At 43.2% G+C, this 14,122-nt stretch carries 12 protein-coding genes and 1 other annotated feature; of the genes, 4 read left to right on the forward strand and 8 right to left on the reverse strand.

What is annotated here, in order from left to right:
* Positions 1–16: 16 nt before the first annotated feature.
* Positions 17–1,435, reverse strand: coding sequence for an L-seryl-tRNA(Sec) selenium transferase (gene selA / locus IEW82_RS16635; RefSeq protein ID WP_188697202.1), 1,419 nt, complete (start codon positions 1,433–1,435; stop codon positions 17–19).
* Between the two features lie 166 nt (positions 1,436–1,601).
* On the opposite strand from selA, the gene selD reads away from it, so the two are divergent.
* Positions 1,602–2,648 (forward strand): selenide, water dikinase SelD, encoded by a 1,047-nt coding sequence (selD, locus tag IEW82_RS16640; protein ID WP_188697205.1) that lies wholly within the window; start codon positions 1,602–1,604, stop codon positions 2,646–2,648.
* Positions 2,649–2,687: 39 nt separating this feature from the next.
* Here selD and selB read toward each other — a convergent pair whose 3' ends face one another.
* Positions 2,688–4,571 (reverse strand): selenocysteine-specific translation elongation factor, encoded by a 1,884-nt coding sequence (gene selB, locus IEW82_RS16645; RefSeq protein ID WP_188697208.1) that lies wholly within the window; start codon positions 4,569–4,571, stop codon positions 2,688–2,690.
* 361 nt (positions 4,572–4,932) lie between these two features.
* Positions 4,933–5,144: a binding site (T-box leader), on the forward strand.
* 97 nt (positions 5,145–5,241) lie between these two features.
* Here selB and IEW82_RS16650 point away from each other — a divergent pair.
* Complete coding sequence (locus tag IEW82_RS16650) at positions 5,242–6,240, forward strand: tryptophan--tRNA ligase (protein WP_188697212.1); 999 nt, start codon at positions 5,242–5,244, stop codon at positions 6,238–6,240.
* 212 nt (positions 6,241–6,452) lie between these two features.
* Here IEW82_RS16650 and IEW82_RS16655 read toward each other — a convergent pair whose 3' ends face one another.
* From IEW82_RS16655 to nagA, 5 genes are all read right to left on the reverse strand, one after another.
* Positions 6,453–6,917, reverse strand: a complete 465-nt coding sequence (locus tag IEW82_RS16655) for a flavin reductase family protein (RefSeq protein WP_188697355.1) — start codon at positions 6,915–6,917, stop codon at positions 6,453–6,455.
* 240 nt (positions 6,918–7,157) lie between these two features.
* Positions 7,158–7,424, reverse strand: coding sequence for a phosphocarrier protein HPr (locus IEW82_RS16660; RefSeq protein WP_188697215.1), 267 nt, complete (start codon positions 7,422–7,424; stop codon positions 7,158–7,160).
* Positions 7,425–7,513: 89 nt separating this feature from the next.
* A complete protein-coding gene (locus IEW82_RS16665; protein WP_188697221.1) occupies positions 7,514–8,239 on the reverse strand; it encodes a GntR family transcriptional regulator in 726 nt (241 codons plus the stop codon).
* Entirely contained in the window at positions 8,239–8,991 is a 753-nt protein-coding gene (gene nagB, locus IEW82_RS16670; RefSeq protein WP_188697224.1) for a glucosamine-6-phosphate deaminase, read from the reverse strand. Before nagB ends, IEW82_RS16665 begins: the two co-directional genes overlap by 1 nt.
* Before the next feature lie 11 nt (positions 8,992–9,002).
* Positions 9,003–10,157 carry an N-acetylglucosamine-6-phosphate deacetylase gene (gene nagA, locus IEW82_RS16675; protein ID WP_188697226.1) on the reverse strand — a complete coding sequence of 385 codons (1,155 nt, stop codon included), beginning with the start codon at positions 10,155–10,157 and terminating at the stop codon, positions 9,003–9,005.
* Positions 10,158–10,280: 123 nt separating this feature from the next.
* Here nagA and nagE point away from each other — a divergent pair, with 123 nt between their 5' ends.
* The gene (gene nagE / locus IEW82_RS16680) at positions 10,281–12,197 is read left to right on the forward strand and encodes an N-acetylglucosamine-specific PTS transporter subunit IIBC (RefSeq protein WP_188697229.1); all 1,917 of its coding nucleotides are present in this window, start codon (positions 10,281–10,283) and stop codon (positions 12,195–12,197) included.
* Between the two features lie 106 nt (positions 12,198–12,303).
* Here nagE and IEW82_RS16685 read toward each other — a convergent pair whose 3' ends face one another.
* Positions 12,304–12,936 (reverse strand): GNAT family N-acetyltransferase, encoded by a 633-nt coding sequence (locus tag IEW82_RS16685; RefSeq protein ID WP_188697232.1) that lies wholly within the window; start codon positions 12,934–12,936, stop codon positions 12,304–12,306.
* Between the two features lie 121 nt (positions 12,937–13,057).
* Here IEW82_RS16685 and IEW82_RS16690 point away from each other — a divergent pair, with 121 nt between their 5' ends.
* Positions 13,058–14,050, forward strand: a complete 993-nt coding sequence (locus IEW82_RS16690; protein WP_229672711.1) for an acyltransferase family protein — start codon at positions 13,058–13,060, stop codon at positions 14,048–14,050.
* Positions 14,051–14,122: the final 72 nt, after the last annotated feature.

Raw genomic sequence — 14,122 nt, forward strand, 5'->3', positions numbered from 1 at the left:
CAGTCATAAGTTTTCCTTATTGACTGTAAGAACGGCCATTCAAGCGCTTAAAAGCGTCTACAATGACAGAGAGCTGCTTCTCCCTAATCGTGCGCACATCGAGTAGAAGACGGTTCTCTTCCACCCTACCAACAATGGCTGGTTGCTGCGCTCTTAATGCCCTCGCCAAACCTTCAGCAGAATATCTAGCGGCTTGGACGACAACGGCATAGCTAGGCAGGGTTACATCCGGCATGGTGCCGCCTCCGACATAAGCCTCGGTGGCTTGCACCGCTGCCCCAATCCCTTCTAACGCATTCAATCCAGTGCATAAACAGCCCGCTCGCTCATGTAACGTTTCTTCATCAACAATGATATCCTGAATCGTTGGCAGTGTGGCTTCAAGTGTGGCTTGATTTAAATACGCCTGCAGGGTCATAGCCAATGCCGCAAGTGTCATCTTATCGGTACGCAAGGTTCGCATAAGCTGATGCTTTTTCAAACGATCAATATAACTTTTTTTCCCTAAAATGATCCCGGCTTGGGGGCCGCCCAAGAGTTTATCCCCACTCATCGAAACCAGATCGGCTCCCTGTGCAAGAATCGCTTGTACAGTCGGTTCCTCACCAATCCCCTTTTGTTCAAATGGGTAAAAAGCACCGCTGCCCAAATCCTCGTAGTATAGGATATTTCGCTCCTGAGCGAGTGTAATAAGCTCTTCCCTTGGCACTTCTGCAGTGAATCCAGACATTTTAAAATTACTGTGATGGACCTTAAGCACCATGGCTGTTTGATCATTGATAGCCTCTATATAATCCTGCTCATGGGTTTTGTTAGTCGTGCCCACCTCTATTAAATGCGCGTCACTTTCCTCCATGATTGAAGAAATGCGAAATGATCCACCGATTTCAATGAGTTCACCTCTGGAGACAATGACTTCTCGATGCTTGGCATAAGCTCTGAGGATTAGGAAAACAGCAGCCGCATTATTATTGACAACCAATGCTGCTTCCGCACCGGTTAAAAGCGTGAGCAACTGCTCCACTTTTTCATTTCGGGAGCCACGTCGGCCCGTTGTCAGGTCAAATTCTAAATCACTATAGCCAGCTGCCACCTTACTCATCGCGGCGGCAGCCTCTTCATTCAATCGAGCACGGCCAAGATTCGTGTGGAGTACAATACCTGTAGCGTTAATCACAGCTTGAAAGGCAGTGGCTGTCAGCGTATCATGGCGCTTTTTGAGCTCTTCCATGATGTCTCCTAAAAGCTCTTCACGCGTCATTGGCTTTGATAGTTTACTGCCTTTGAGAAGCGCCCCTCTTTTTTCCTGCACGATCTCTTGAGCCAAACGGGTCAAATAGTGCACATCCATCTTTCCCTCTTGCACTAAATCAGCAAAGGCTCGCTGATCTTGTATTTGTTTTATTGATGGAAGATGCCTTATCCATTCAGACATTGCTTCACCTGCTTTACAAATCGAGTCAATTCAGATTATACTTTATCAAATTTTTGGTATAGTATTCATTGTAGTCCATTCTACACTTGGATAAAAGAAAACGCCCGTTCAAAGCGACGTTAGGTCTCTTTACCACAGCGGGAACAAAGAAGGAGGAGAGGACCACATGACAAATCCAATACGTTTAACTCACCTATCATCCAAAGCTGGCTGAGGCTGCAAACTAAGTCCTGAGGACTTGACGCACGTGTTGCGTCGTTTACCTAAACAAAAAGAAGATCCGAATCTCCTTGTCGGCAACGATACATCGGATGATGGCGGTGTCTATAAATTAACAGATGATGTTGCGCTCGTTCAATCATTGGATTATTTTACACCAATTGTTGACGATCCGTACATGTTTGGACAAGTCGCTGCTGCAAATGCCTTGAGCGATATTTATGCCATGGGCGGCACACCTAAAACTGTACTTAATATTGTTGGTTACTCTGTATCAGAACTCGGCTCTGAGATGCTCACTGACATTCTACGAGGAGCCAGCGATAAAGTCGCTGAAGCAGGTGCAATCACCATTGGGGGGCATTCCATTGATGACTCAGAACCCAAATTTGGGCTTTCTGTCACAGGTATCGTTCATCCTGATCACATTTATAAAAATGTCGGGGCAAAGCCAGGCGATTTCCTTGTGCTGACAAAACCCATCGGTGTCGGCATCCATACCACAGCCATTAAAAGAGATCAATCCACTCCTGAGCAAATAGCGACAGTCACTCAAACGATGGCGCTGCTTAATAAAACAGCTGGAGAAAGTCTCAAAATGTTTTCCCCTCACGCCGTGACCGATGTTACAGGCTTTGGTCTATTAGGCCATGCTAAAGAGGTCGCCGAAGGCAGTGGCGTCACCTTACAGCTTGACTATGATGCTGTACCAATCTTGGCCGGCACTGAAGACCTTGCCCTTGCGGATGTTGTCCCAGGTGGCTCGAAGAAAAACTTAAAATGGTTAGCTGATAGCGTGGACTTCGCTTCCCGTTTGCAGGCACACCAGCGTCTCATCTTAGCTGATGCTGTCACATCAGGTGGCTTGCTTGTCAGTCTGAGTCCATCAGAGGCCAGAGCCTATGTCCAAACACTTCATGATAAAGGGATTGATCAGGCAGCCATTATTGGACAGGTTGTCGAACAAGAGAAAAAATGGATCACAGTCAAATAGAGTTGCTCAAGTAAAGAGCAACTCTATTTTTTATGTCGCCTACAGCCAGCGCCTTGAATGTCCCTCTCTTGTAGTTATCTTAAGGGCATCACACATTTCCAAAAATGGAATGAGATATTTTCTTGATAGCTCAAGCACTTCCCGTGCTTCTTGTAGCGTAAAAACCTCCGCCGTCTTTTGGCGCAGCTGTTCAATCGCATGAGTAAACACTGACTTATCTACAAGCTGATCTTCTTCAATTTGCAGAGCTTCTCCTGAATTGAGTAAAAAATATTTGTAATCCGTTGCGATATCCTCGGGTAACTGGAAATGTTGCACAATATGAGCCCAGCCTGCTGCTTGCAGTCCCGATCCCTTTAGTTGTTCCTTTACCTGCTCAAGGCGCCTTGCCCATTCCTTTGGATAGTGTGGAACAAAGTAGCTCCAACTGACCAGAGGACCATGATAGACGACTTGTTTATCGGCCACTAACTGCTGAGCAAGTGTCTGGGTAATTTCTGCCGGCGCAGGCGATCGACTAAACCATTCACTGCGTGGCATGCCGAATTTTAGTGGATAGCGCTCATGATAAGTCTTTAAAATGTCAAGCAGGCTCTCTATATAGTAGCTGTATGTCTCGCCCAATAAATATTGCTTGGAGTCGATGGCTATGATTTTTTGATCAGCCTGTAATTGTTGCAGCAGCTGGTGTCCTTCATCTTCATAAAAGGAGCGTATGGCGGCTTTTAAATTCTCTTCGGACATGACTTGCTGTTTTTCAAGCGCGGCAAGTAGAAGGGTTTCAGGTGTGCCTTTTGCCAAGAGAGACAATTGTTCAACCGTTTGCTCACCAAAACGATGCTTAGGTGCATCCGCATCTAAAACCTCTCCACCGCCAATGGTTTCTGCAGGCGTTGGGCGCCTTAAAATAAAGCGATCTCCTCTTTGCGTCACGACTTGTGCATCGAGCGCTAACTGGGCAACAACAGACGTCCCCTCTTTCAAGCGCTGGCGATCGAATAAGATCAAGTTTCCTCTCACCTGCGAGGTGCCAATATGCAAAGTAATGGGCATCCTTTGTTTAAGAGGGGTTTGCAATGAGGACAAAGTGTGTAATTGAATATCAATGCGTTGTGTCACATGATAGGCGCCGGGAGTGACAAGGACATCTCCCCTTTTCACTTCAGACTGCTCTACGCCCGCAACATTCACAGCAACACGCTGTCCTGAGATGGCTTCATTTACGCGTTCATGATGGACCTGAAGCTGTTTAATCCGGAGCTTTTTATGAGCGGGAAGGAGCTCATAGTTTCCTTGATTTGTAATCTTCCCATCAAAAATAGTCCCTCTAATAATGGTCCCATGACCATGTAACGTAAAGACATCATCAATGGGCAGACGTAAGCTTTTTCCATATCCTTTATACCTTACTGTCATGGCTGTCTCTCTAATCGCCTGTTTCAATGTCTCAATTCCTCGTCCAGAAAGACTATCCACGCAGTATATCGCAGCATTTTCATAAATTGATCCTTGAATGTATTCCACAATTTCATGCTGTGCAAGAGAAAGCATCTCCGCATCCACTTTATCGCTTTTTGTCACAACAAATAGCGCTGGAGTAATGCCTAGGAGCTCTAAAATCGCCAAGTGTTCCCTCGTCTGTGGCATCATCCCTTCATCAGCCGCAATGACAAATAAAGCGACATCAACGCCCGCAACTCCGGCAATCATCTTTCGGATAAAGCGTTCATGCCCCGGAACATCAATAACAGCTGCGCGCCAGCCTGGTTCTAGATCAAAAAAGGCATATCCATTTTCAATGGAGATATTCCGCTCCTTTTCCTCCGCTAATCGGTCCGTTTCAATATGAGTTAATGCTTTTGTTAATGCTGTTTTTCCATGATCGATATGTCCTGCAACACCAATGGTGATGGGTCTTTTCATCACTGCTCACCTTATCCTTAATCGGTACTATATAAGGTATTATAACGCAATCCAAGGGAAATAAAGAAGATTTGGCTTTCACCACTGCCAGTACACCGGACGTGATTATACAATCATAAGGGAGACCTGCAAGCCCTCAAGAAGTGAAAGACAAGCCGGAGCTATACGATCATCCTTAAAGAACGTCAGCAAAAGGGATAAATTCTAATTGTACAAAAAACTATGCCTTCCTCCCCTATTTGCTTACTGTTGCTTTGTCAGGTTCGTTAACTATACAAGGTGATCAAATGTAAAAATAAATGGACTTGACATTTCCCAATCGCTATCATACGATTATCAACATAAAAAACGAAAAAATGAAATCAATGCAATGAGGAAGAAAAGTAAGCGTGCGTAAGGATTTTCTAGAGAGCAGGCATCAAGGTGGAAGGCCTGTAATCCCCGTCGCTGAATGGGCTTCTGAGCTTCTATCCCGAACATTAGAGTAGGGATGGGCGGCACCAACCGTTAACATGGCTTAAAGTGCGCTTAACTAGCGAATAAAGGTGGTACCACGGGTTCCTCGTCCTTTTTTTGGATGAGGGACCTTTTTGTATGACTGAGGTTCAACACGATGCCCTCTTTGCAGAACGGTGAAGAGCGGGCAGCTTTAATTATTGGAGGGAATCATATGACAGAAAAAATTGTATTAACAGGTATCAAACCGACTGGTGATTTACACATCGGAAATTATGTTGGAGCGATTCGCCCGGCTATTTCACTCATCAAAGAGTCTGATATCCTGCCGCGTTACTTTATCGCTGATTATCATGCCTTAACCACGATGCAAAATCGTAAAGAACTTCATGACCGCATCTACCAAATTGCCGCTGCTTGGTTAGCTTTTGGTCTCGATCCGGAAAAAGTGCTTTTCTATCGTCAATCCGATGTTCCGGAGATTTTCGAGCTGTCGTGGATCCTCTCCTGTTTAGCAAGCAAAGGGTTGCTTAACCGTGCGCACGCTTATAAAGCGAAAGTCGATGAGAATATCGCCAATGATCGCGACCCCGATAATGGGGTAAATATGGGTCTATTTAATTATCCCGTCCTCATGGCTGCTGATATTTTAATGTTTAACACCAATCTTGTGCCTGTTGGTAAAGATCAAATTCAGCACGTTGAGATCGCTCGCGATATTGCTGAGCATTTTAATAAAATCTATGGAGAAACCTTTACCTTACCAGAGGCTTTGATCGAGGAAGAAACAGCTGTCATCCCAGGCTTAGATGGTCGTAAGATGAGTAAGAGCTACGGCAATGTCATCCCTTTATTCGCGGAAGAAAAGCAGCTGCACAAAGCCATTTTTCGCATTAAGACCGATTCAAAAACACCTGAAGAGCCAAAGGATCCCAAGACGTCCACTCTATTTGATATTTATAGAGCCTTTGCCAGTGAGGCAGACATTGAAAGCCTGGCTAAGCGCTACGAGGAAGGGATTGGCTATGGAGAAGTCAAACAAATTTTATTTGACGCGGTCAACGAAAAGCTCCAGGAGCCACGCCGTCAGTATAACGAATTGATCAATGATACACCGAAGCTTGATGCATTATTACAACGCGGAGCAGAACGTGCCCGTGACTATGCACACCCCTTTATGCAAGAAATCCGCAATAAAATAGGAAGATACTAAAGCCATATCACTCCCTCAAGCAGAAGTATAAGAGATGCTCCTGACGAGAGAGTCATTTGCATTAGGATAAAAAGTGAAAAAAGGGTATCCTCAAAAAGCACTAAGCCTTTGGGATACCCTTGGTTTTTAGAAAGAAACCTTGAGTTCTTTTTTCGTTTATAAAGGGAAAACAAGAGGTAGCCAAATGGGGCATCACCTTTATATACCAGCATCTATTTATCTTCAAGCTGATGATATCTTCCTTGATAAAAGACCAAGGGCAGACCATCTTTTACTTCTAAATCAACCACTTCAGCAATAAAAAGAGTGTGATCCCCCACCGCATAAGTATCGTGCACACGACAAAGCAAATAAGCAAGGGCTTGACGAATGACTGGAAAATCATTGAACCAATCAAACACCTTGTCATCTATTTCTTGAAGTTGGCCAGCAAAATGCTTTGAAGCCTGCTTCTGTGTATTTGCTAAAATACTGATCGCAAACACTCCAGTTTTTTCGATTTTTCGTAATGTCATCGCCTTTTGATCAATCGAGATGAGTACAAGCTGCGGATGGAGGGAAACAGACATGAACGCATTGGCGGTCATGCCATGGATCTCCTCTTCATCTAAGGTCGTCACAACCGTTACCCCAGTGGCAAATTTCCCCATCGCCTCTCGATACTGTCGCTCATTCATCACTCTTTACTCCCTCCCATCTCCGACAGAGTTCCTTGACTACCAGTGTATGAAAGAAAAATAAACCTGAAACGGCAATGGGGAGTGGAGATAAAAAAAGGATGTAAACAAGCGAAGGCTTCCTTTAGAAGACTTATGATAAAGTCACGAATTGTATCACACTTCATATAAAAGCGAAGAGTGTGTTCACAATCAACGTAAAAAAATACCTCGGTTCATAATAAACCGAGGACAAGAGAATTATTCTCCAATGTTTTCTTTTTTCAATGTTGCTTCAATGCCTTCAAGCGCTTCTTTAGCATCTGAGCCTTCAGCACTGATTTCAATCTCTGCGTCTTTGCCAACACCAAGTGACATAACGCCCATAATGGATTTTAGGTTTACGGTTTTCCCTTTATAATGGAGATTTAACTCTGATTGATACTGGTTCGCTTGATTAACAAGCACCGTAGCAGGACGAGCATGTAAACCTGTTTCACTTGTCACCTTAAACGTTTTCTTTTCCATTGTCTCTCATTCCTTTCTTTATGCAAAAAAGATACCATTAAATCGCGCGCTCGTCAAAGCAAATTGACGAATTTCAAACAAAAAAATTATTAAGAACGTTTCATATTTATAAGAAATTTATATCGGTCTGCTCTATAAACAGATTTCACCCACTCTAACGCTTTACCAGAGGTGAGATAGGTGTGACGATGGATCAGCAAGACTGCCGCGCCTGGTTTCATATCTAAGCGCTTGGCATCCTCAGGCAACACAATACTCGCTTCAAGGGCCTGAACAGCGTCCTCTATTTTCAGCTGCAGCGTATCCTCAATATATTTATAAAAGGAATCCTGAACAATGGTTTCTGTTAGATTCGGCACCAGCTTTACAGGAATATAAGACATTTCCAAGGCCATGGGGATGTCATCCGCTAACCGAATCCGCTTAATTTCATAAACAAGCTCTTGCTCAGAAATCCCTAATTGTTTGGCAATGGAGACGCTTGCTTTTTTCTTGTCAAAATGGAGAACACGAGTAGATGGCGTCATTCCCCTTTTGATCATATCCTCCGTAAAGCTTGTCAACCCTTGTAAAGGCTGTTCAATCTTTTGCTCAGCTACAAACGTTCCCTTTCCCTTTCGCCGATATAAATACCCCTCATTCACCAGGTCACTTACCGCTTGCCGAATGGTCATGCGACTGACTTGAAAGGTACCCGAAAGTTCTCGTTCAGAAGGAATGACTTGATTAACAGCAAATTTTCCGGTTTCGATCATCTTCTTTAAATATTCCTCAATCTGATAATAAATAGGGATCGGAGACTGCTTGTCAATCATCAGAACGCTCTCCTCTTCTGGTCCTCCACTAGAGCTAAGGCTTCCTTATCTGCGATGATGGTCACATGTGGATGCAAATAAAGGGCTGAAGCAGGAAAAGCCTCATCCGGTTGCTCAGCATTTAACAATCGTGCCATCGCCTCTGCTTTACTACTACCTGAAGCCAATAAAAGGACACGACGACTCTCTAAAATATTCTTAATCCCCATTGTAATCGCATGGGTCGGAACATCCTTTAATTGTTTAAAAAAACGAGCGTTAGCCTTTCTTGTATTATGCGTCAATTCCACCACATGCGTAGTCATCGAAAAAGAGCTTCCTGGTTCATTAAAACCAATATGACCATTTTGCCCAATGCCAAGGACTTGCAGATCCACTCCACCGAGCTGACGAATTTTTTCATCGTATCTCCGACATTCCTCTTGGATGTCCGTTGCCTCTCCATTGGGTAAGAAGGCATGAGTCTCTGGGAGATCAATTGCATTAAAAAGATGGGCTTTCATGAAACTTTTATAGCTATTGGGATCGCTCTGATCCAGACCAATATATTCATCTAAATTGACGGTATGAACCTGTTTATAGCTCGTTCCATGCTGCTCATGGTCACGAATTAATGCCTCGTAGGTGCCAGCAGGAGTACTCCCTGTCGCTAAGCCAAGGACCGCTTGTGGATTGGTTTTGATTTCTTTGATCAGTATCTCAGCAGCAACTCGGCTCATTTCTGCATAATCTTGTGTTTGTATCAGTTCCATGAGTATCCCTCCTAGTGCTTAATCATTGCTCCACGACATAAGGTCATGACAATCTCATTGTCTTCGTTCAAAATAAGAAGATCAGCATCCTTACCAGCTGCGATACTTCCTTTACGATCAAATACATTTAATTGCTTAGCAGGGTTTTCAGAACCCATCTTAATTACTGCAGGTAAATCGGTATCAGCAAAGGCCATCATATTGCGGAGAGCATCTGCCATTTTTAACACACTTCCTGCAAGCTGTCCCTCAGGCAGTGTCGCTTTGCCATTTTCTACAGTAACTTGTTGGCCGCCTAAATCATAAATTCCATTCTTCATGCATTTTGCTCTCATAGCATCAGTAATTAAAATAATGCGGTCTTGGCCTTTAATTTGATAAGCAAGCTTTACAGATTCTGGAACAATATGAATGCCGTCCACAATCATTTCTGTAAATAGAGCATCATGCAGGAAGGCCGACCCGACAACACCAGGCTCGCGATGATGCAACCCGCTCATCCCATTAAATAAATGGGTCACATGCGTTGCTCCAGCTTCAACCGCTTGAGTGACTTCTTTATATGTCGCTGCAGAATGCCCGATAGAAGCGACAATACCTTTGTTAACAAGATGACGAATGAAGGCTAGGCCGTTTTCAACTTCTGGAGCTAAAGTAACCAGCTTGATCCGCTCACCTGATAGAGTATTCCAATGGTCAAATTGTTCAATATCCGATGGAATGATATAATTCGGCGGTTGCGCTCCTGCTTTTTCTTTATTAATGTAGGGTCCTTCTAAATGAACCCCCAACACCTCTGCCCCCTCTGCAACAGGATGCTGCAAATAAGTATCGACATTGGTTAGCGCTTTTTCAATCGCACGAGGTTCTTGAGTGATAGTCGTGGCTAAAAAGCTTGTTGTGCCTTCTTTAGGCAATACGGTCGCCATATTCGCTAAGGCTTCATACGTCGCATCCATGACATCGGATTGATTTGCTCCGTGTATGTGGACATCAATCATTCCAGGTATAAGCTTATAACCGGGAGAAAATGATTGATGTTCAAATCCTTCACCGTTCTCAGGCAGCCCCTCACCTACTTCTTCAATTTTTCCGTTTTTTAATAAAACATACCCATTTTGAATCACGCGATCTTCTAAATAAACCGTTAATCCTGATAAAAGCATTGTGAGTCACCCCTTTCCTCTAGTCTACAATAAAACTAGTGGTCTAGACAACTATATCTTAAAATGGTACACTCTATATGTAAACGCTTATCTAAATTTGTCTGATAAAAGGAGGTTTGTGTTATGTTAGGATTTTTACAAAAAATCGGTAAATCGTTGATGCTCCCCATCGCCGTTTTACCAGCCGCCGGACTTTTATTACGTCTCGGGCAACCTGACCTACTCAACATCGATTTTATTGCTGAGGCAGGCAATGCCGTCTTTAATAACCTGCCGCTGATTTTTGCAATTGGTGTGGCGATCGGGTTTGCCAAGGATAATAACGGTGCTGCGGCCTTGGCCGGTGCCCTTGGCTATCTTGTACTTAATGCTTGTGCCACCGCTATTAATTCTGACATCAATTTGGATGTCCTCGGTGGAATCATTGCTGGGATTATTGCAGGAACACTCTATAATAGGTACAGCAATGTTAAATTACCAGATTGGTTAGCCTTCTTCGGAGGCAGGCGCTTTGTCCCGATAATCACCTCTGGAGCTGGTGTTGTCGTTGGTTTTATTTTTGGTTATGTATGGCCTTTCGTCCAAAACTTTATTAATTGGCTCGCCAATTGGATGATCGATGCTGGAGCACTCGGTGCAGCGATTTATGGGTTCCTCAACCGTATCCTTATTCCACTTGGATTGCACCATGTCATCAATACACTCGTTTGGTTTGACTTTGGTTCATTTACTGATCCAACCGATCATAAGGTGTATCACGGGGATATTACCAGATTCCTTCATCATGATCCATCTGGAGGAACATTTACAGCTGGTTTCTTCCCCATCATGATGTTCGGTCTTCCTGCTGCCTGCTTGGCTATGATCGTCACTGCAAAGACCACACGTCGAAAAATTGTATCCGGTTTATTATTAGGAGCTGCTTTAACCTCATTTATTACAGGGGTTACAGAACCCATTGAATTTTCATTTATGTTCTTATCACCACTTTTATACGTTGTTCATGCCCTATTAACAGCAAGTTCATTAGCTATTACTTATCTACTGGGAATTCATGATAGCTTTAGTTTTTCGGCGAGTTTAATTGATTATCTTTTAAACTATGGTATCGCCCAGAAGCCCTTATTACTCTTATTGATTGGTATTATCTATGGCGTCATTTACTTCGTTGTCTTCTACTTCCTGATCAAATGGCTTGACCTTAAAACGCCGGGACGCGAAGACGATGAAGACGTAGAAGCCGAAGAGGATCCTGCTCTGACAGGAGACGATCGTTTTACAGCAATGGCTGGCCATTTCCTTGTTGATTTAGGTGGCAAGAAGAATGTGACAAACATCGATAATTGCGCCACACGGTTACGTTTAACAATAGACGACTTATCTCTTGTTGATGACAAAGCCTTAAGGCGTCACGGCGCTCGCGGTGTCGTTAGAACAGGCGGAAAAAGCTTGCAGGTCATCGTAGGAACAACCGTGGAATTCGTGGCTGATGCAATGAAACAATTAGATGATCAAGCGCTTAGTCAATATGCCGGAACATCTGCAGTTACACCACCATCAGCAGAGGATACCTTGCCTTCTATCGATGGCAAAAGTATTAAAGCACCGCTTTCTGGAACCATCGTTCCAATTGACAAGGTTCCAGATCAGGTCTTTTCTCAAAAAATGATGGGGGATGGATTTGCAATTGATCCCAGCGATGGACTCGTCACCTCACCTGTTGATGGTACAGTGGTCACTGTTTTCCCAACCAAGCATGCCATTGGTTTGAAAACAAAAGAAGGTCATGAATTATTAATCCACTTTGGATTAGATACCGTCAATCTAAAAGGCGAAGGATTTGACGTTTATGTCAAAGAAGGCGATGAAGTCAAAGTGAATCAGCGCCTGGCTAAAATTGACATTAACGCGATTAAAGACAAAGTCCCATCACTTATCACACCGGTTATATTCACCAATCTACCTGAAAACCAGCACGTTAAACTCTTAAAAACTGGTCAGATCAAACAAGGTGAAGATAACATCATCACAATAGAATAAAAGAATAAAACGTCATTCACCCCAGTTTCGTAGACTGGGGTGAATGACGTTAATTAGAAAGATTCTATTTTTACAGATACTACTATGCTCTGAATTGCTAAATGCATCAAACCTTTTGAGGGTTATCTAATACATCCTTTGTAAACGTACTGCTATTGAAGTGACTGTGGCTATAATTTCCAAACAATTTATCATATAGTACACCCTTCTGCTCCAACCACTCTTCCCTCAATACACCATAACGAATAGAATCATAGTAATTCCCATTATAAAAACGACATTTTCTTAAACGGGCCTCAAGGGTCATGCCTAATTTTTCCCCAACTTTCATCATTCGTCCATTGCCAGACCATGTGGTAAATCCACAACGGACAATCGGTAGCGTTGCAAAAAGATGATCGATCCATAAATACATAGCCTTAGTCCCGTACCCACCGCTCCAATAATCAGGATTGAAGATAACAATACCTGCCTCAAGCCAGTTAGACGAGCGATGCTCCCAATAATATGTCACCATGCCAATGATTTGACCGGCATTAATAATTAAATAGCGCATCCCTTCGACCATTCCATCTAATATCTGATTCCTAAAGGAGCGAAAGGAGGGCCGTTTATAAGGAAAATAGGGCGCATCCCATTTTTTCCACTCGGGTATACCCGTTTTCTTATCATGCATCATAGCGTAAAGCGTGTGAAGATCGTCCTTTTTTATAGGTCTAATGATTATATTCTCAGCCATAGGGTCCCTCCTCGTGTTTAGTTTAACAAATTCTAACTGTAATCACGATAGAAATGACCGACAACAATTTCTTCCCCTATCCGAAAGCTTTGATAAATGATTTTTTAGGTAGGTGGAAATTATGGAGCGCGATGCTTATTTTGACAATGCTAGGATATTTCTCATCCTCTTTGTTGTCATGGGTCATTTAATCACTCCGATAAAGGCAGATAGCGATCTATTATATGCCCTGTACAAGTTTATTTATCTCTTTCATATGCCTGCCTTTATTTTAATATCTGGATTCTTTTCTAAAGGATTTGATCGGCCAGGGTATGTCAAAAAAGTCTTCAAGAAAACACTTATTCCCTATGCCTTTTTTCAATTGATTTACTGCATCTTTTATTACGCAACAGGGTATGAGGATCAATTAACATTAAAATTATTTGATCCACACTGGACATTATGGTTCTTAATGAGCCTCTTCTTCTGGAATCTTTTATTGAAGCTCTTTGCAAAGCTTCCCTATGCCTTACCCATCGCTTTTGCATTAGGGATCGCCGTCGGCTATGTCCCCTTTTTTGGTTCGTATCTTAGCATTGACCGCACCTTTACATTTTTCCCGATATTCTTACTCGGGTATATGCTCAATAAAAAAGACTTCTTAATTTTGAGGCGGTCAACATTTAAATGGATTTCAATCCCCGTGTTAATTGGGATTTTCGCTGTGTGCTACACGATATTCCCAGATTCTTTAAGAACATGGCTGCTCTGCTCCAACTCTTATGCAGATATGGGCGCTGGGGACTGGACAGGTGGTGTCTTTAGAGCCTTCTTTTATCTGGCGATGCTCGTCACAACCTTTAGTTTTCTAGCTATTGTACCGTCTAAACAGTTCTCTTTTACCAAATACGGGCAGCGCACGCTCTATATTTACTTGCTCCATGGCTTTTTCATCAAGATTATCGGCTTAAACAATCCATTAGAAAATCTGAGTTCCTTCTTACAGTATTTTACATTGTTATTGATTGCAATAACCCTTTGTCTTATACTGGGAAGTCGGCCTGTCAAGCGGCTGACACAGCCTTTGATAGAGCTAAAGCCTCCTCGCTTTCTTGCTGCTCAGCGAGAATAGCAGGTAGATGAGCTCCTTGCCAAACCCCTTTTATTAAGGAGGTTTGGTTTTTTTCTTGTCCTAGCGTCATTA

Origin of the sequence: Pullulanibacillus camelliae (assembly GCF_014642655.1) — a bacterium.
GTDB lineage: Bacteria > Bacillota > Bacilli > Bacillales > Sporolactobacillaceae > Pullulanibacillus > Pullulanibacillus camelliae.